The sequence below is a fragment of the Bradyrhizobium sp. 186 genome (genome assembly GCF_023101685.1).
GTDB lineage: Bacteria > Pseudomonadota > Alphaproteobacteria > Rhizobiales > Xanthobacteraceae > Bradyrhizobium.
The window spans coordinates 10,175,654-10,193,689 of record NZ_CP082164.1 but is presented as its reverse complement, the minus strand read 5'-3'; the positions used below and the strand labels follow the sequence as shown (position 1 = coordinate 10,193,689).

Sequence of the window (18,036 nt, the reverse complement as noted above, 5' to 3'; positions counted from 1 at the left end):
ATATGATCCCCGAAAATAGCCGTTAGTTCCACGACCTCTTTGTTCCACGACCTCTTTATTGCGTATCGCATTGCTCAATTTTCCGCGCCGCCGAGATCCCGGCCGATCAGGCGACATCAACAATACGAGACCCTCATGTTCAAATCGATGGCGGACACCGGAATTCGTACCCGGCTGCTCGGCGGTTTTGCGCTGATCTGCGCGCTGCTCGCAGCGACCGTGATCTACACCGTCTCCGTAGTCTCGGATATCTCGTCGCGCATCAAGCATGTCGTTGACCGGCGTGCGCCGGTCGCGATCGCGAGCACCGAACTCGTCGGTAACCTCTACTCCACGCTATCGAGTTTGCGCGGCTACCTGCTGACGGGTGACGAGCAAGCCAAGCGCGACCGGGCGGCGGTCTGGGCCGAGCTCGACCGCACCGCCGCCGCAGTCGACCGCATGGCCGAAGGATTTTCCAATGCACAGAACGAGGCCAATTGGCGCGAGGCCAAGGCGCTGATCGCGGAATTCCGTCAGGCCCAGGACAGGGCGGAGATGGTGGCCTTCACCCCGTCGGCCTATCCGGCAAGCGACCTCCTGGCGAAGGATGCCGCGCCGCTGATCGCGACCATGTTTGCAAAGATCACCGGGATGATCGAAGAGGAGGAGTTGCTGGAGGCGACGCCGCAGCGCAAGCACTTGCTCAAGACCTTTGCCGACGTTCGCGGCAATCTCGCTGCGGCGGGATCGCAATTGCGGCTCTACGTCGCCTCAGGCGAGGCCGCCGACCGCGACAAGTTCGAAAAGCCGCTTGCGACCTTCAGGGCGGCGCTCGCATCGGTCAAGACACAGGAGGAGCTGCTCACCGTCACCCAGAAGATCGCCTACCAGGCCATCGTCAAGGCGAATGAAGCCTTCGCGCCGCTGCCGGAGAGGATTTTCGCGATTCGCCTGACGCCGCAGTGGAACGCGCCGGTCTTCATTCTGTCGACCGAAGCCGCACCGCGTGCCGCGCGGATTCTCGATCTTCTCGACGGCAAGAAGGAGGCCGACGGTCGGCGCGCGGGTGGCATCAAGAGCGATCAGCAGTCGAGGCTCGCGGAGGATTCCCGCAGCGTGGCCGCCGAGGTCGAGAAGCTGCTTCTGATGCAATGGATCCTGCTCGCCGCGGGGCTTGCACTCGGCACGGTGATCGCGATCCTGGTCGCGCGCTCGATCACGCGTCCGATCGTCGAGCTGGTGGCTGATTCCGCGCGGCTGTCCGGCGGCGACACCAGCGTCGAATTCAGGACGGCGCAGCGCGGTGACGAAATCGGCGTCGTCTCTCAGGCGGTGGCGAAATTCCGCGACAATGTGATCGCGCAGCAGCGGGCGGCGAAGAGCCTCGCGCGTGAAGCCGAAGCGCGCGAGGCAGCCAATCGCAACACGGAGAATGCGGTCGAGGATTTCCGCGCGACCTCGCGCGATCTTCTCGCCTTGGTCGACGAGAATGCCGGCACCATGCGGCACACCGCGCAGGGCCTGAGCGGCATCGCGTACGAGGCGACGAGCCAGGCGGCTTCCGCGGCGACCGCCTCCGAGCAGACGGCGGCCAACGTCCAGACCGTCGCGGCGGCGGCGGAGCAGCTCGCGAGCTCCATCGTCGAGATCGGCCGCCAGATCGAACTGTCGAACACGACCGTGCGGTCGGCGGGCGACGTGACCGCGCGCTCCGAAGCCGAGATCGAGGGCCTCGCCCAGGCGGCCCAGAGGATTAGTTCCGTCGTCGATCTGATCCAGGCGATCGCCGCCCAGACCAACCTGCTCGCGCTCAATGCCACGATCGAGGCGGCGCGCGCCGGCGACGCCGGTCGCGGCTTCGCGGTGGTGGCGTCCGAGGTGAAGGCGCTGGCCGAGCAGACCGGCAACGCGACGCAGGAGATTGCGCAGCAGGTCGCGGCGATTCAGAGCTCGACCGGCAGCGCGGTCACCTCCGTCAAGGAGGTTGCGACCGCAATGCGCCTGATCGACGAAGTGACCGCGGCGATCGCAAGCGCAGTCGAAGAACAGGGGGCGGCGACGCGGGAGATCTCGCAGAACGTCCAGATGGCGGCGTCCGGGACACGGACGCTTGCCGCCAGCATCGTGACGGTCTCCGGCGCGATCGAGGAAACCAACCGCTCGGCCGATCAGGTGATGGGCGCGGCGAATCAGGTCTCCGGCGCCGCCGAGCGTCTCGCGGCCGAGGTCCAGAGCTTCTTCGTCAGATTGCGCAGCGGTCCGATGGACGGCCGCAGCACCGCGGATTTCGACTATCTCGGGCCGGAGCGACGGAACGGCCGGGATGCCGCCTAGAGCAAAATGGGCGGCATTCCGCGACCAAACGACGGTCGCGTCCTCAATGACATCTTCAAGTATGCGTGCACGCTATCGTGCAGGCCGCAGGCTGCGCCGCGCCTAGTCGGTGAGGTACTCGGGATAGTGGCTTCGGATCGTGGCCAGCTCGCTCAACGTGCCTGACAGATGCTTGCGTAGATGCAGTTGAGCGGCATCGGCGTCTCCGGCTTCGATCGCCCGCGTAATCAGCCTATGGTGGCGTACGATATTCTGGGCTTTGCCGGGCGAGGGCAGGTGAAGCCGGCGCAGCCGGTCGATATGACCGCTGCGGCTGCGCACCAGCGCCCAAAGCTCCTGTTTTCCGGCGGCCGCATAAAGCTGCGCGTGAAAATCATTGTCACCGGCGATGAAGCTCTCGAAGTTTCCAGCCTTGGCGAATTGCTGCTGGAGCGCGATCGTGTGGTCGAGGCGGATGATTAGGGATCCGTCGTGCTTTTCCGCGAGCAGCCGGACGATTTCGAGCTCCAGCGCCTGGCGCAGGAAATGTGCCTGCTGGGCGCGGCCGACATCGACCCGGCTGACCACGGTCGCGTATTGCGGAAACACGTCGACGAGCCCTTCCTCCTCCAGCCGCATCAGCGCGTCGCGCACCGGTGTCGAACTGACTCCGAACTGACCGGCAAGCTCGGCACGCGACAAGGGCGCCCCCGGCGGTAGTTCCAGCGCGATGATCGCGTTGCGCAGCCGCTCGAAGACCTGGGGCGCAGCCTGCCGGGCTCGGTCTAGCCGCGCGCCGGGGCGGGAGGCCGCGCGGGGCGCGGTATGGGCTGATTCCATGGCGGCGGCTCCGGCGCGCTTGCCTTTGATGCACTAATGCATTAGTGCATCAGTCGGATCGCTCGTCAATGGCGGCCGGAGGAAACAAACAACAATGATGAAGCAATTTCAGATTGGCCTGGCAGCCGCCGCCTTGATCGTCGCTACGGCATTGCCCGCGCACGCGCAGCAGAAGTCCGAGATTTCGCTGTCGCGGCAGCCCGGCATTTTTTACATGCCGAGCCACATCATGGAGAAGCAGAAGCTGATCGAGAAGCACGCGACTTCCCTCGGTGTCTCCGGTGTCACAACCAAATGGATCACCTTCTCCGGCGGCGGGGCACAGACCGATGCGCTGCTCGCGGGCGGCGTCGACATTCTCAACACCGGCACGGGCAATCTGCTGCTGCTGTGGGATCGTACCCGCGGCGGCGTGAAGGGTATCGTCGCCACCTCGGCGCAGCCGATGACGCTGATCAGCCGCGACGCCAACATCAAGTCGATCAAGGATTTCGGCCCCAGCGACAAGATCGCGGTGCCGACAGTCAAGGTCTCGACCCAGGCGATCGTGCTTCAGATCGCGGCCGCCGAAGCTTTCGGGGCCGATCAATGGTCGAAGCTCGATGTCAACACGGTGCAGCTCGGCCATCCCGACGCCTATGCGGCGCTCGCCAATTCGAAGCACGAGGTGCACACCCACTTTTCGATCCCGCCGTTCACGTTTCTGGAGCTGAAGAACGTGCCGGGCGCGCATGTCGTTCTCTCGTCGCCGGACGTGATGGGCGGCCCGCTCAGCCAGGCGCAGTTCTTCACCACGACGAAATTCGCCGACGCCAATCCCAGGATCATCCAGGCCGTGCGCGATGCGACCAAGGAAGCGCAGGACCTGATCCGCAGCGACACCAGGCAAGCCGTCGAGATCTACAAGGAGATCACCGGCGACAAGACCTCGGCGGAAGAGCTGCTCGACCTCCTGAAAGAGCCCGGCATGATGGAGTGGAATCTCGAGCCGCAGGGCACGATGAAATTCGCCGCCCATCTGTACAAGACCGGCACGCTGAAGACCCAGCCCAAGGCCTGGACGGACTACTATCTCCCCGTCGCGCACGACCTGAAGGGCAGCTGATGGCGCTGCTCGATGTCAGCGGCGTGACGTTGCGCTACAAGACCTCCAGCGCCGTCGTTACCGCCACCGAAAGGGTCTCCTTCACCGTCGACAAGTCCGACCGCTTCGTGCTGCTCGGGCCGTCCGGCTGCGGCAAGTCGACCCTGCTCAAGGCCGTCGGCGGCTATATGAGCCCGAGCGAAGGCCGGATGAGCATCAACGATCGCGAGATCCACGGCCCCGGCGCCGACCGGATGATGATCTTCCAGGAGTTCGACCAGCTGCTGCCGTGGAAGACGGTGCTCGCGAACGTGATGTTCCCGTTGCTCACGGCCAGGCGCCTCCCGCGCAAGGACGCCGAGGCCCGCGCGCGAGCGTATATCGAGAAGGTCGGCCTCACCCGCGTGGTCGACGCCTATCCGCACACGCTCTCGGGCGGCATGAAGCAGCGCGTCGCGATCGCGCGCGGCATGGCGATGGAGCCCGACATTCTCCTGATGGACGAGCCGTTCGCGGCGCTCGACGCGCTGACGCGGCGAACCTGTCAGGACGAGTTGCTCCAGCTCTGGAGCGAAACCAAATTCACCGTGCTGTTCGTGACGCATTCGATCGCGGAAGCGATCCGCATCGGCAACCGCATTTTGCTGCTGTCGCCGCATCCCGGCCGCGTCAAGGCCGAGGTGGTCGACGTCGATCGGGTCTCGAACGCGGACGGCAGTGCCGGCCGGTTGGAAAAGGAGATCCACGATCTCCTGTTCGCCTCCGAAGCGACGGCGCATTAAGGGAGCCTCTAACCATGGGCGAAGCGAGAATTTTGCTGCGTGACGCGCCGGCTGCCGCTACTGCCGGCGCAGGCGAAGTCGAGCGCAAGCTGAGCGTTGCCGAGCTGCTGTGGAACGACGGCTTCGTCCGCAAGACCGTCATCATCCTGTTCTTGGGCGCGATCTGGGAAGCCTACGGCCTCGCACTCGACAATCCCCTGCTGTTTCCCACGTTGCACGATACCTTCGTGACGCTGTTCGAGCGCGTGAAGGACGGCACAATCCCCATGCGGGCCTGGGCCTCGCTGAAGGTGCTGTTCATGGGCTATTCGGCGGGCATCGCGCTTGCCGCCATCTTCACGGTGCTCGCGATCTCGACTCGAATCGGCACCGATTTCCTCGAGACTGTCACGGCGATGTTCAACCCGTTGCCCGCCATTGCGCTATTGCCGCTCGCCTTGATCTGGTTCGGTCTCGGCAACGGCAGCCTCGTCTTCGTGCTGATACATTCGGTGCTGTGGCCGGTCGCACTCAACACCCATTCCGGGTTCAAGAGCGTGTCCAACACGCTACGCATGGTCGGGCGCAATTACGGCCTCCGCGGGCTGCCCTACGTGGCGAAAATCCTCATTCCCGCCGCGTTCGGCTCGATCCTCACCGGCCTGAAGATCGGCTGGGCCTTTGCCTGGCGCACGCTGATCGCGGCCGAACTGGTCTTCGGCGTGTCCTCGGGCCAAGGGGGCCTCGGCTGGTTCATCTTCGAGAACCGCAACCTGCTCGATATTCCTGCAGTCTTCGCAGGCCTCTTGACCGTGATCATCATCGGGCTCTTTGTCGAGAACCTGATCTTCCGCGCCCTCGAGCGGAACACCGTCCAGAAATGGGGCACCCAATCATGACCAAGAAGAAAACGCCCGACCAACTCCGCAGCGCGCGCTGGTTCGCACCCGACGATCTGCGCTCGTTCGGTCACCGCTCACGCACCATGCAGATGGGTTACACGCCGGAGGAGTGGAAGGACCGCCCGATCATCGCGATCCTCAACACCTGGTCGGACGCCCAGCCCTGTCACATGCATTTCAAGTCGCGCGTCGACGACGTCAAGCGCGGCATCCTGATGGCCGGCGGCCTGCCGCTGGAGCTGCCGGCGCTGTCGCTGTCGGAATCGCTGCTCAAGCCGACCACCATGCTCTACCGCAATTTGCTGGCGATGGACGCCGAGGAGCTGTTGCGCAGCCATCCCGTCGACGGCGTGGTGCTGATGGGCGGCTGCGACAAGACCACGCCTGCGCTTCTGCTCGGCGCCACCTCGATGAACATCCCGGCGATCTATCTGCCGGCGGGTCCGATGCTGCGCGGCAATTGGAAGGGCAAGACGCTCGGCTCCGGCTCTGACGGCTGGAAATATTGGGACGAGCGGCGCGCCGGAAAGATCTCCGACAAGGACTGGCTCGACATCGAGGCCGGCATCGCCCGCAGCTACGGCACCTGCATGACCATGGGTACGGCCTCGACCATGACCGCGATCGCCGAGGCCATTGGGATGACGCTGCCCGGCGCCTCCTCGATTCCGGCGGCGGATGCCAACCACATCCGCATGGCCTCCGAATGCGGCCGCCGCATCGTCGAGATGGTCTGGGAGGATTTGACGCCAAAGACGATCCAGACCCGCAAGGCGTTCGAGAACGCGATCGCGGTGGCGATGGCGATGGGCTGCTCGACCAATGCGATCATCCATCTGATTGCGCAGGCCCGCCGCGCCGGCCAGGACATCGGGCTCGACGATTTCGAGATCGCGAGCCGCAAGGTGCCTGTCATCGCCAACGTGCGGCCGAGCGGCGATGCCTATCTGATGGAGGACTTCTTCTATGCCGGCGGCCTGCCGGCCCTGATGAGCCAGATCAAGCCGCATCTGCATCTCGACTGCATCACCGTCACCGGCAAGACGCTCGGCGAAGATATCGCGCATGCCGAAGTGCACAATGACGACGTGATCCGCTCGGTCGACAATCCCATCTACAAAGAGGGCGCGCTCGCGGTGCTCAAGGGCAATCTCGCGCCCGACGGCTGCGTGATCAAGCCCTCCGCCTGCGCGCCGCGCTTCCTCAAGCACACCGGGCCGGCGCTGGTGTTCGACGACTATCCGTCGATGAAAAAGGCGGTCGACGATCCCAATCTCGACGTCACCGAGGATCACATCCTCATTCTGCGCAACGCGGGGCCGCAGGGCGGCCCGGGCATGCCGGAATGGGGCATGCTGCCGATCCCGACAAAACTCGTGAAGCAGGGCGTGCGCGACATGGTGCGCATTTCGGATGCGCGCATGAGCGGCACCAGCTACGGCGCCTGCATCCTGCACGTCGCGCCCGAGTCTTACGTCGGCGGGCCGCTGGCGCTGGTGCGGAATGGCGACCGCATCACGCTCGACGTCGCCGCGCGCACCATCAACCTCGACGTGTCGGAGGCCGAGCTCGAAAAGCGCCGCGCCGCCTGGAAGCAGCCCGAGCGCCGCTTCGAGCGCGGCTATGGCTGGATGTTCACAAAACACATCAAGCAGGCCAATGACGGCTGCGACTTCGATTTCCTGGAGACCGATTTCGGCGCGCCGATCGGCGAGCCGTCGATTTACTGACTGTCGTTCCGGGGCGATGCAAAGCATCGAACCCGGAATAACGACCAATGAGAGAGTTCAAGCAATGACAAAACTCACCGACGCCACCCGCAACAAGCTCAAGACCGTCTCCACCGCCACCGTTGCCACCGCACTGTTCAAGCGCGGCCTGCGCATCCAGATGATCCAGGATGTGCACCCCTTAGGCCCGGACCAGCCGGTCATGGTCGGCGAGGCCTTCACGCTGCGCTACATGCCGGCGCGCGAGGACCTCAACACCATCGAAGTGTTCCGTGACCGCTCGCATCCGCAGCGCAAGGCGGTCGAGGATTGTCCGCCCGGCGCGGTGCTGGTGATGGACAGCCGCAAGGACGCGCGCGCGGCGTCAGCCGGCGCGATCCTGGTGACACGGCTGATGAAGCGCGGCGTCGCCGGCGTCGTCACCGACGGCGGCTTTCGCGATTCCGCCGAGATCGCCAAGCTCGGCTTCCCCGCCTTCCACCATCGCCCGAGCGCGCCGACCAATCTGACGCTGCATCATGCAATCGAGATCAACGTCCCGATCGGCTGCGGTGATGCGCCGGTGTTTCCCGGCGACGTCATTCTCGGCGACAGCGACGGCGTGATCGTGATCCCCGCGCATCTCGCCGACGAGATCGCCAACGAAACCTTCGAAATGACCGCGTTCGAGGACTTCGTCACCGAAGAAGTCAACAAGGGCCGCGGCATCTTCGGCCTCTATCCAGCCACCGATCCGCAAACGCTGACCGATTTCGCGGCATGGCGGAAGGCGAACGGAAGGTAGTTGTTTTGAAGGCGCCGCCACACACTCCGCCGTCGTCCCGGCGAAGGCCGGGACCCATACCCCCAGGGAGAAGTTTGGCGAAGATCAGCAGTTAAGAGGTCTTCCCGCGGTACAAGTACCGCGCTCTATCGATAGATCACGCGGTATGGGTCCCGGCCCCCGTGCGCAATTGCGCGCTAGGCCGGGACGACATCGGGGAGGCAGCGGGGCTACACCTCCGCCTCCGCCATCCCCGCCGCCCAGAGCGCAAACGCATAGACGATCGCGACTTCGTCCAGCCGGTTGAACCGCCCCGATGCGCCGCCGTGGCCGGCGCCCATGTTGGTGCGGAGCAGGACCGGGCCGCCGCCGCTCATGGCGGCGCGCAGGCGCGCGATCCATTTGGCGGGCTCCCAGTAGGTGACGCGCGGATCGGTCAAGCCGCCCATGGCCAGGATCGCCGGATAGTCCTTCGCCGCGACGTTGTCGTAGGGCGAGTAGGACAGGATGGTGCGAAAATCCTTCTCGCTCTCGATCGGGTTGCCCCATTCCGGCCATTCCGGCGGCGTCAGCGGCAGCGTGTCGTCGAGCATGGTGTTGAGCACGTCGACGAACGGCACTTCGGCAACGATGCCGGCGAACAATTCGCCGGCACGGTTCGCGACCGCGCCCATCAGCATGCCGCCGGCCGAGCCGCCATGGCCGACGATACGTTTTTCGCTGGTATACTTTGCGTCGATCAGCGCCCGCGCGCTCGCGGCGAAATCGTCAAAGCTGTTGGTCTTCTTCTCGCGCTTGCCGTCGAGATACCAGCCCCAGCCCTTGTCGGCGCCGCCGCGGATATGAGCGATGGCGTAAACAAAACCGCGATCGATCAGCGACAGGCGGTTGGCGTTGAAGGAGGCCGGCATCGCCATGCCGTAGGAGCCGTAGCCGTAGAGCAGCAGCGGCGCAGTGCCATCGAGCTTGAGCCCGCGCCGATAGAGAATCGACACCGGCACCTCCGCGCCGTCATGCGACGTCGCCATGATGCGGGTCGTGACGTAGTCGGCCGCGTCGTGGCCGGACGGAATCTCCTCGCGCTTGCGTAGGGTGCGCGTGCGCTTTGCCATGTCGTAGTCGTAAACTTCCGACGGCGTCGTCATCGACGAATAGGCGAGGCGAAGATTCGTCGTCTCGAATTCGTAGGAGCCCATCGTATCCAGCGAATAGGCCGCCTCGTCGAAGGCGATCGCGTGCTCTTCGCTGGACACGAGATCGCGGATCACGATCGCCGGCAGCGCGTTGGCGCGCTCCAGCCGTACCAGATGGCCGGCATAGAGATCGAGGTCGATGATGTAGATACCGGGACGATACGGGATCAGGTCGCGCCAGTTCTTGCGCTCGGGTGCGGCAAGCGGCGCGGTGACGATCTTGAAGTCGATGGCGTCGGCGGCATTGGTGAGGATGAGGAGTTCATCGCCGCGGTCGGCGAGCGAATATTGCACGCCGTCCTCGCGCGCCGCGACCAGGCGTGGCGGCGCTTCAGGATGGGCGAGATCGATCAGCCGCTGCTCGGAGGTCTCGTGATCGCCACCCGCGATCACGCAGAAGCGCCCGCTGGTGCTCTCGTGCAGATGGGTGAACCAGCCGGAATCCTGCTCCTCATAGATCAGGATGTCGTCGGCCTGCTGTGTGCCAAGCCGATGCCGCCACACCTGCATCGGCCGGTGGTTGTCATCGAGCTTCACATAGAAGAAGCTCTTGGTGTCCTTGCTCCAGACGATGCCGCCGTCGGTTTCCTCGACGAGTTCATCAAGATCCGTGCCCGTCGCCCAGTCGCGGACACGGATCGAAAAATATTCCGAACCTTTGGTGTCGGCGCTCCAGGCTTGCAGCTTGTGATCGGGCGAGTGCCGGCTGCCGCCGAACTTGAAATATTTGTGGTCCTTGGCGAGCGCATCGCCGTCGAGCACGATATGGCTGTCGCCGCCGTCGCGCGGCATGCGGCCGAACAATTCATGCTGTCCGCCTTCGCGAAACTTGCGGAAATAGGCGAACGACCCGTCCGGCGACGGCACGCTGGAATCGTCCTCCTTGATCCGCCCGCGCATCTCGCGCACGAGCGTCTTCTGCAAGGGCGAGGTATGGCCGAGCAGGCTCTCGGTGTAGCCGTTCTCCTCGTCGAGATATTTGCGGATGTCGGGATCGAGCACGGCCGGGTCGCGCAGCACCTCTTGCCATTTGTCATCCTTCAGCCAGGCGTAGTCATCGCCGACGGTGATGCCGTGCCGGGTGAACGAATGCGGCCGGCGAGGGGCGACGGGCGGCTGGGAAGGCGTTTTGGCTTGTGTCACTCGATCCTCGTTCAGATGCGTATCCGTGCGTCGCCGTTCTTGACGCGCCCCGCTTGCGGGTCGGCTCGCCCCCGGCGATGCGAAGCATCGTCCGGTGCGAGCCGGGTGTGAGGGAGACTCTCCGCGAGTCCAATTCTCACCATCCTTGCCGAGACGGCCCCCTCACCCCAACCCTCTCCCCGTAAGAACGGGGAGAGGGGGAAGGCACGGCCGGCTTATATCGTCTCTATCTGCCAAATTGCCAGCATCGCCGCGCCAAGGCGCCGGGTTGTTGATTGGCCCCTTGTATGCTTTAGGGGCCAAGTCCTTTAGTGGGCATGTCCCCGCCGCCGGTCCAGCCCGATGCTGTTCAATTCCTACCCGTTCATCCTGTTGTTCCTGCCTGCCGTGCTGGTCGGGTACTTTTGGCTCGGGCGGCGCAGCAATCTGACCCCGGTGATCTGGCTGGCGGCAGCCTCGCTCGCCTTCTACGCCATCGGCAACTGGCAGTTCGTGGCCCTGTTGCTGGCGTCGATCGCCTTCAACTATGGCATCGGCTATCTCCTGATCGCCGCGGAGCTCAGTCCATCGCGCCGCCGGGCGGCACTTTCCCTCGGCGTCGCCGGCGATCTCCTTGTGCTCGGCATCTTCAAATATGCCGGTTTCGTCACCGACAATGTCAATGCGCTGCTCGGCACGCATGTCGCGGTCCACATCCTGCTGCCGGTCGGCATCTCCTTCTACACTTTCACCCAGATCGCGTTCCTGGTCGATGCCTATCGCAGGCAGGTCGCGGCCTACGCGCTGCCGCCCTATGCGCTGTTCGTGACCTACTTCCCGCATCTGATCGCAGGACCGATCCTCCATCACAAGGACATGATTCCGCAATTCGAGCGGAAGGAGACCAAGCATCCTGACACGCATCTGATCCTGTGCGGCGTGATCATTTTCGCGATCGGCCTGTTCAAGAAGACCTGCCTCGCCGACGGCATCCAGCCCCTGGTCGCGCTCGCCTTCGATGCGCGCTCGCCGAGCTTCGACCAGGCCTGGCTCGGCGCTCTCGCCTACACGTTCCAGCTCTATTTCGACTTCTCAGGCTATTCCGACATGGCGATCGGCATATCCCTGATGTTCGGCATCTTCTTACCCGTAAACTTCAACTCGCCGTACAAGGCCACGAGCATCGTCGAGTTCTGGCGCCGCTGGCACATGACGTTGTCGCAATTCCTGCGCGACTATCTCTACATCCCGCTCGGCGGCAACCGCCGCGGCCGCGCGATGCGCTATTTCAATTTGATGATCACGATGCTGCTCGGCGGGCTCTGGCACGGCGCGGCCTGGACGTTCGTCGTGTGGGGCGCGCTGCACGGCGCCTATCTCTGCATCAACCACGCGTTCAACGCGCTGGTGCCGAACATCCCGTCGCCTCTTGCGCGCCCGGCCCGCACCGCGGGCGCCGTGCTGACCTTCCTCGCCGTCGTCGTCGCCTGGGTGTTCTTTCGCGCCGAGCGGGTGGATTGGGCGCTGCGAATCCTCCGCGCCATGGCCGACCCCGCGAACATCGCCTTCGGCCGCGAGGAGATCGCGGCACTGGTGCAGGTCACGGTCTACGCTGCGCTGGTGTGGCTGGCGCCGAACACGCAAGCGATCATGGGCTACGATCACGGCAATCGCACGGTCGGCGAGAGCCTCATGGCAGGACGAATGCGTCCGCTGTTTCTCTATGGCGCCTCACTGGTGTTCGCGTTCGGGATTCTCGGCATCCAGAGCCACAGCGAATTCATCTATTTCCGGTTCTGATGCGGGGCACGTTCACCAATTTGAAGCGTCTTCTCCTTGCCAGCGCCGCATGCGTGCTGGGCGCGGCTGCGCTCACCTTCGCCGTCGATCCGCTGCAACTGTTCCGCCCGTCGCGCCTCGTCTCGGCCTTCTATTCCGACGACACGCGGATGCAGAATGCCGGGCTGATCCGCAGCCAGTCGTTCGACACGGTCTTGATGGGCAGCTCGCTCGCGATTCATTTCCGGCAGAGCGATATCGATCGCGTGCTCGACGTCCAGTCGCTCAAGCTGGCGATGACCGGATCCAATTCACGCCAGCAGGGTTTTGTGCTGGAGCACGCGGTCGCCCGCGGCGCCCGGCGCGTGATTTGGGAGATCGACGATTGGCTTTTCGTCGACGCGCCCGACATCGACGCCGATCCCTATCTTTCGGCCGATCTCTATCGCGGGACGCCAAAGGGGATCGCGACCTATCTGTTCAGCGCCGCGATGGTGAAGGAATCCATGTTCGCAGTGCTGCGGTCGATTCCGCCGCTACGGGAGCCGATGACCCGGGCGGCGCCTTTTCTCCCCGTCAAGTTTGCCCTGTCCGACGTCGACGACATCTACGCGCTGCCGCGGGATGTCGACCGCGCCCGCGCCTACAACGCGGAGAGAGCGCTTGCCGCCTTCGCCTATATCACCGATCCCGTGCGCAGCCGCTTCCTCGGCGAAGGCTACGGCTATGACGCCATGGTCCGGCATTTCGAGCGCGATGCCGTGGGCCTGATCAGGCGCCATCCGGACGTGACGTTCGATATCTACCTCCCGCCCTATTCGATCCTGCAATTCGTCGCAATGCGCGATGCATCGCCGGCGACGCTGAAGATCGTCTACGATCTTACGGCTGTCATTGCGCAGCGCCTGACGCAGCTTCCCAACGTGCGCCTTCATGATTTCCGCGCGATCAAGGAAGCGACCCACGACCTCGGCAATTACAGCGACGTCATCCACCATTCGCCGATCGTTGATGCGAAGGTATTGTCGTGGCTGGCGAGTGGAGAGTATCGGGTCAATCCGAAGACGCCGCTCGCGTCGTTGGATGAGTTGAAGGCGCAGGTCGGGGCGTATCGGGTAAAACAGCCGTAGCCGAAATACTCCGCCGTCGTCCCGGACAAGCGAAGCGCAGATCCGGGACCCATAACCCCAGGGAGGAATTTGGCGCGAACTGGTAACTCCGAGTCTTCGCCAAATCACTTCCTGTGGCTATGGGTCCCGGATCGGCGCTCTGTCCTGGACAACGCTTCGCGTTGCCAGGAGCTTCGCTTGTCCGGGACGACGGCGGAGTTTGTAGCCTCCTACACCGCCACCTGCTCGCCGAGATACGCGACCGCGGCTTCGAGCCCGCCCTTGCCGTGCGGGATCTTCAGCGCGTTGAGGCCGATCTCGATCACGCCGAGCGTGCCGAGCAGCATCGGCGCGTTGACGTGGCCCATATGGGCGATGCGGAAGGCCTGGCCGGAGAGATCGCCGATGCCGTTGCCGAGCACGACGCCGCACTTCTCCTTGCAATAGCGTTGCAGCACTGCCGGATCATGGCCGTTGCTCATCGTCACCGTGGTCACGGTGTTGGAGCGCTCGTTTGCCTCCGCCACGTTGAAGCCGAGCACCTGGCCTTCCGACCATGCGCCGACCGCACAGCGCGCGGCTTCGCCGAGCAGGCTGTGGCGACGGAAGGCATTCTCCAGCCCTTCCTCGTGCAAGAGGTCGATCGCCTGGCGCAGCGCGAACAACAGATGCACCGGCGCGGTGCCGGCGTATTTGCGATAATGCTCGGTGCCCTCGCGCTCGCTCCAGCTCCAATAGGGCGTGCTCATGTTCGCCTTCTTGTGCACCTCGAGCGCGCGCGCGTTGGCGGCGACGAAGCCAAGGCCGGGCGGCGTCATCAGGCCTTTCTGCGAGCCGGACATCGCGACGTCGATGCCCCATTTATCCATCTCGAACGGCATGCAGCCAAGCGAGGCGACGGTGTCGACCATGTACAGCGCCGGATGTCCGCTCGCCTTGATCGCCTTGCCGATGGCCTCGATGTCGTTCTGCACGCCCGAGGCCGTGTCGACCTGGACGACGACGACCGCCTTGATGGTGTGCTCCTTGTCGCGGCGCAGGCGCTCCTCGACCTCGTGCGGCCGCACCGCGCGGCGCCAGTCGCCCTTGAGCACCTCGACCTCGGCGCCCATCAGGGCTGCCGCATGGCCCCAGCCGATCGCGAAGCGCCCGCTCTCCAGCACCAGCACCTTCTCGCCGCGCGACAGCACATTGCTCAGCGCCGCTTCCCAGGCGCCGTGGCCATTGGCGATGTAGATGTAGGATTTGCCCTTGGTCGCAAACAGGTTCGAGATGTCGCTGAGCAGGCTCTCGGTCAGATCGGTCATCTGTTTGGAGTAGATGTCGATCGCCGGACGATGCATCGCCCGCAGCACTTCGTCGGGCATCGTGGTGGGCCCGGGGATGGCCAGAAATTCCCGGCCCGCGCGAACGGTCATTGCTGTTGGTCCTTGTGTCGTGAAGACGGTCTGGAGGGTTGATGACTTGCGTTTCTACGCGTTGGAGGCGCCCAAGAAAAGCACGGAAAATGCAGGTCTGAGGTGGTCTTTTGTTCTGAGCATCGTCTTGTCGGAAAACCGCTTCACACTTTGCGCCAACGCGGCCCCTTCGGGTCCGGACCATGCTCTATCGCTTCGTCTCGCGGCAGCCGGCAGCTTCGGCGTCCTCGACCGAGCAGAACCAGCGGGTGCCCTTGCTGATTTTCATCTTGATCTGGGTGTACCAGCGGCTGTTTGGCTGGTGGTAGATGCACTCGCCGGCGCTGTTGACGTTGCCCTTGATGGTGCAGTCGGGCGAGGGGGCAACCGGGCCCGAGGCCGAGGCGAGCAGCACCGAATGCGCTCCATCGGGCGGCTTGGTGGCACCCAATATCGCCGTCTTCTTGTTGCGCACGCGCCAGTCCCAGGGCGCGATGAAGGCGCCCTGCCACATCCCGGCTTTGGCCTCACGCGCGGCAGCCTCATCGGCGTCATAGTCGTGCGAGACGCGGGTGTAGGACAGCGCCCAGCCGCTGCGTACCAGCCATTTCTGGATGTCCTCGCCGCCGACCTCGCAGCGCGCCACGGTGCGGCCGCGCCGGTCGATCGCGCGGGCATGGCAGACCCAGCTTTTGCCCTCGGTGTATTTGGCGAGCTCGTCGCGCGCCGCGATTCCGCAGGTCCAGCGCTCTTCCTTGGTGTTGAGGCAGAGCTGATCGGACGACGGCGCGTCAATGCCGCCGAGCCGGATCCTTGTGTTGCCGATCAGGACGGAATCGCCGTCGCGGACCTTTGCGGTGCCCGTGATGTCGGCGGCCTGCGCCAGCGACGGCAAGCCGGGCAAAGATAAGGCGAGCAGTGACAGCGCAATCAGGAATTTTTGCAACATGCCGGTCCGCGTGTGAGGAAAATCTCGATAGACCGTGCAATTGTGGTCGGCTTTTGGCCGCTCGGCCAGCGCTTGCCTAACAGATAGGCTTTCAACTTCCCGTCATCGAAGCGGGCGGATTGCGAATAGGGAATAGCGAATAGGGGCGCGGCGGACCCTATTCGCCATTCACCATTCGCCTGCGAGCCACCGCCAGCCCCATCAGCACGAACGCCGACGTCACCTCCGGGCCGCCGACCAGAATCCGCGTCGGCGTCTTCATCTTGTTCCATTCATAGGCGCGAAACGGGCCGCGGCGGCCGCCTTCGCCGAGCTGGGCGACGATCACGTTCAGCGCCGGCGCAAAGGCGCGCGGGTCGGCACCGAGATGGCCGAGCGCGATTAATGCCAACGCCGCGTCAAACACGTTCATCTCGGCGGTCATCAGCTCGCCCTGGACATAGGAGAGCACGCGGTGACGGATCAAATCGAAGTCGCCGTTGGGATCGATCGCTGTCTGCGCCGCCAGCGGCAGCGCGAGGAAGGCCGCATAGCAACGGCCGAAATAGGCGCTGTAGAGTTCCGGCAGATAGTAGATGTGCGAACGTGGATTGGCGAAAGCGCCGCTCGCGGCCAGCCGCTTCTGGAAGCCGATGATGCGATGCACGGTCGCAAGCCGCGCCGGCGTCTCCAAGATCTTCCAGCGCGCGAGATTGCGAAAACTCACCTCGAGAATGTCGAGGTTGAGCGTCGGATCGAGATCGTTGCCATAGGGCCGCTCGCCTCTGAGATTATCGATCCAGGTCGCGACCCCGCCCTCGTAGTCGATGTTGTCGTTGAGCGGCACGGTCACGCGCGGCTCGTTGACGCCTGCGCGCACCTGGTAGCCGGCATAGAAGTCCAGCAGCGGCTGGTCGAGGATCGGATCGATGCAGCCGGCCTGTGTCGCCGCGGAAATCGAGCACGCCGTGGTGTCGCAGTCCGGCACGTAGACGCCGAAGCCAAGGTCCTGCTTGATCTGGGCAAAGAAGCGGGAAAACCGCGGATGTGGCGATGGCGCCAGCGCGGTGATGACGTCGAACCGCGCACCGTCGGCGCCCTCTACCGGCTCGCGGCTGATGTTGACGCAGAAATCGACCATGTCGGCGATGGCGCGCTGTGCCGCTGTCTTGTCGGCAGGCGAGGCGAGCCCGGTCTCGAAATAGCTTAACAGCGCCTCGATGAAGAACGCGTCGTAATAGGCCGAGCGGTGGCGGATCTGCATCGGCTGCCACATCGGCTCGGCAATCCCTGTCCAGGGCTGATTGACGACGGCACGCGCGGGCGAGCGCGCGATGAAGACGCGGGCGAGGTTGAACAGCAGCGAGGAGTTCTTGTAGCCGCGCGCGTTCAGGCCGGTCAGCGCCATGGTCAGCTCACGGCCGCGGAAGTCGGGATCGCCGATCAGGTTGAACGCGGCATAGGTCGGCAGAAAACCGTTCTGACCGTATGAGCGCAACAGATGCTGCGCGCAGTCGCGGATCACGCCGTCGATCTGCGCCTGCTGTGGCATGGTGCCGACGAACGGCACGGCGGGCGGCTTGGGATGATCGAGCGCGATGGTGTCGAGGAGGTCGGCGACGGGCTGGCCGACCGCCGCCCAATCGGGCTCGGCGTCGTCGCGGGCGCGAACCAGCGCCTCGCGCAGCCGGGTCAGTTTGGCCTCGTTACGCAGTTCGGGCAGGCCGGCGCGGCGAAGCAGCACCCGCAGTGCGGGATTGCCGAGCGCGGTCTTGTAGAATTTGGCCAGATGCGGATCGCCGCTGGCCTGGCCCGACAATACGGGATCGCAGACGTCGTAAAGAGAAGGGCCGTCCTTCCGCGCCGTCAGCGCTCGGCAGGCGGCGCCGGCAAAATAATGAAAGTTCATGAAATACCTGGTCGCGGAACCTTGGCCGGGGGCCGGCCAGCATGCTCCCAGCTGCACGCCACCCCCGCAAGTCTTTGAAAAAGCTACCCGGATTCGCAGGAAATTCAAACGTGATGGAGGTCACGGAAAAAGCCGGCACGAGGGCTGCATGATCGAGGCCCTGACAAGGGGTCGGCGATGAAAAAATACGCAAATCGCGGTCGGATGATTAACCAATATATTCA

General features: G+C 64.3%; 13 protein-coding genes. 8 read left to right on the top strand and 5 right to left on the bottom strand.

The window, feature by feature from the left end:
- Positions 1–135: 135 nt before the first annotated feature.
- Entirely contained in the window at positions 136–2,316 is a 2,181-nt protein-coding gene (locus tag IVB18_RS48705) for a HAMP domain-containing methyl-accepting chemotaxis protein (RefSeq protein ID WP_247987127.1), read from the top strand.
- A gap of 102 nt (positions 2,317–2,418) precedes the next feature.
- Here IVB18_RS48705 and IVB18_RS48700 read toward each other — a convergent pair whose 3' ends face one another.
- Positions 2,419–3,135, bottom strand: coding sequence for a GntR family transcriptional regulator (locus tag IVB18_RS48700; RefSeq protein ID WP_247987126.1), 717 nt, complete (start codon positions 3,133–3,135; stop codon positions 2,419–2,421).
- 94 nt (positions 3,136–3,229) lie between these two features.
- On the opposite strand from IVB18_RS48700, the gene IVB18_RS48695 reads away from it, so the two are divergent.
- The 5 genes from IVB18_RS48695 to IVB18_RS48675 all read left to right on the top strand — a co-directional run bounded on the left by IVB18_RS48695 (position 3,230) and on the right by IVB18_RS48675 (position 8,396).
- Entirely contained in the window at positions 3,230–4,240 is a 1,011-nt protein-coding gene (locus tag IVB18_RS48695) for an ABC transporter substrate-binding protein (protein WP_247987125.1), read from the top strand.
- Positions 4,240–5,001: an ABC transporter ATP-binding protein gene (locus tag IVB18_RS48690; protein ID WP_247987124.1), complete on the top strand. Its 762-nt coding sequence runs from the start codon at positions 4,240–4,242 to the stop codon at positions 4,999–5,001. The genes IVB18_RS48695 and IVB18_RS48690 overlap by 1 nt, the downstream gene beginning before the upstream one ends.
- A gap of 14 nt (positions 5,002–5,015) precedes the next feature.
- Positions 5,016–5,879, top strand: coding sequence for an ABC transporter permease (locus IVB18_RS48685; protein WP_247987123.1), 864 nt, complete (start codon positions 5,016–5,018; stop codon positions 5,877–5,879).
- The gene (araD, locus tag IVB18_RS48680; protein ID WP_247987122.1) at positions 5,876–7,612 is read left to right on the top strand and encodes an L-arabinonate dehydratase; all 1,737 of its coding nucleotides are present in this window, start codon (positions 5,876–5,878) and stop codon (positions 7,610–7,612) included. Before IVB18_RS48685 ends, araD begins: the two co-directional genes overlap by 4 nt.
- Before the next feature lie 64 nt (positions 7,613–7,676).
- On the top strand, positions 7,677–8,396 hold the full coding sequence (locus IVB18_RS48675; protein WP_247987121.1) for a ribonuclease activity regulator RraA: 720 nt from the start codon (positions 7,677–7,679) through the stop codon (positions 8,394–8,396).
- 209 nt (positions 8,397–8,605) lie between these two features.
- Here IVB18_RS48675 and IVB18_RS48670 read toward each other — a convergent pair whose 3' ends face one another.
- Positions 8,606–10,711 (bottom strand): S9 family peptidase, encoded by a 2,106-nt coding sequence (locus IVB18_RS48670; RefSeq protein ID WP_247987120.1) that lies wholly within the window; start codon positions 10,709–10,711, stop codon positions 8,606–8,608.
- Positions 10,712–11,053: 342 nt separating this feature from the next.
- Between IVB18_RS48670 and IVB18_RS48665 the strand changes: the two genes are divergently transcribed.
- On the top strand, positions 11,054–12,490 hold the full coding sequence (locus tag IVB18_RS48665) for an MBOAT family protein (protein WP_247987119.1): 1,437 nt from the start codon (positions 11,054–11,056) through the stop codon (positions 12,488–12,490).
- Positions 12,490–13,599 carry a hypothetical protein gene (locus IVB18_RS48660; RefSeq protein WP_247987118.1) on the top strand — a complete coding sequence of 370 codons (1,110 nt, stop codon included), beginning with the start codon at positions 12,490–12,492 and terminating at the stop codon, positions 13,597–13,599. Before IVB18_RS48665 ends, IVB18_RS48660 begins: the two co-directional genes overlap by 1 nt.
- Positions 13,600–13,808: 209 nt before the next feature.
- Here the strand turns inward: IVB18_RS48660 and IVB18_RS48655 are convergent, their stop codons facing one another.
- The 3 genes from IVB18_RS48655 to IVB18_RS48645 all read right to left on the bottom strand — a co-directional run bounded on the left by IVB18_RS48655 (position 13,809) and on the right by IVB18_RS48645 (position 17,812).
- Positions 13,809–14,996 carry an aminotransferase class V-fold PLP-dependent enzyme gene (locus IVB18_RS48655; protein WP_247987117.1) on the bottom strand — a complete coding sequence of 396 codons (1,188 nt, stop codon included), beginning with the start codon at positions 14,994–14,996 and terminating at the stop codon, positions 13,809–13,811.
- A 187-nt stretch (positions 14,997–15,183) separates the two neighbouring features.
- Positions 15,184–15,924 carry a thermonuclease family protein gene (locus IVB18_RS48650; protein ID WP_247987116.1) on the bottom strand — a complete coding sequence of 247 codons (741 nt, stop codon included), beginning with the start codon at positions 15,922–15,924 and terminating at the stop codon, positions 15,184–15,186.
- Positions 15,925–16,081: 157 nt separating this feature from the next.
- A complete protein-coding gene (locus IVB18_RS48645) occupies positions 16,082–17,812 on the bottom strand; it encodes a hypothetical protein (protein ID WP_247987115.1) in 1,731 nt (576 codons plus the stop codon).
- Positions 17,813–18,036 lie beyond the last annotated feature (224 nt).

Bases quoted from the DNA above. Each gene is read 5' to 3' on its own strand.
- IVB18_RS48705 (WP_247987127.1), top strand. From the start codon at position 136: ATGTTCAAATCGATGGCGGACACCGGAATTCGTACCCGGCTGCTCGGC.
- IVB18_RS48700 (WP_247987126.1), bottom strand. From the start codon at position 3,135: ATGGAATCAGCCCATACCGCGCCCCGCGCGGCCTCCCGCCCCGGCGCG.
- IVB18_RS48695 (WP_247987125.1), top strand. From the start codon at position 3,230: ATGATGAAGCAATTTCAGATTGGCCTGGCAGCCGCCGCCTTGATCGTC.
- IVB18_RS48690 (WP_247987124.1), top strand. From the start codon at position 4,240: ATGGCGCTGCTCGATGTCAGCGGCGTGACGTTGCGCTACAAGACCTCC.
- IVB18_RS48685 (WP_247987123.1), top strand. From the start codon at position 5,016: ATGGGCGAAGCGAGAATTTTGCTGCGTGACGCGCCGGCTGCCGCTACT.
- araD (WP_247987122.1), top strand. From the start codon at position 5,876: ATGACCAAGAAGAAAACGCCCGACCAACTCCGCAGCGCGCGCTGGTTC.
- IVB18_RS48675 (WP_247987121.1), top strand. From the start codon at position 7,677: ATGACAAAACTCACCGACGCCACCCGCAACAAGCTCAAGACCGTCTCC.
- IVB18_RS48665 (WP_247987119.1), top strand. From the start codon at position 11,054: ATGCTGTTCAATTCCTACCCGTTCATCCTGTTGTTCCTGCCTGCCGTG.
- IVB18_RS48660 (WP_247987118.1), top strand. From the start codon at position 12,490: ATGCGGGGCACGTTCACCAATTTGAAGCGTCTTCTCCTTGCCAGCGCC.
- IVB18_RS48655 (WP_247987117.1), bottom strand. From the start codon at position 14,996: ATGACCGTTCGCGCGGGCCGGGAATTTCTGGCCATCCCCGGGCCCACC.
- IVB18_RS48650 (WP_247987116.1), bottom strand. From the start codon at position 15,924: ATGTTGCAAAAATTCCTGATTGCGCTGTCACTGCTCGCCTTATCTTTG.
- IVB18_RS48645 (WP_247987115.1), bottom strand. From the start codon at position 17,812: ATGAACTTTCATTATTTTGCCGGCGCCGCCTGCCGAGCGCTGACGGCG.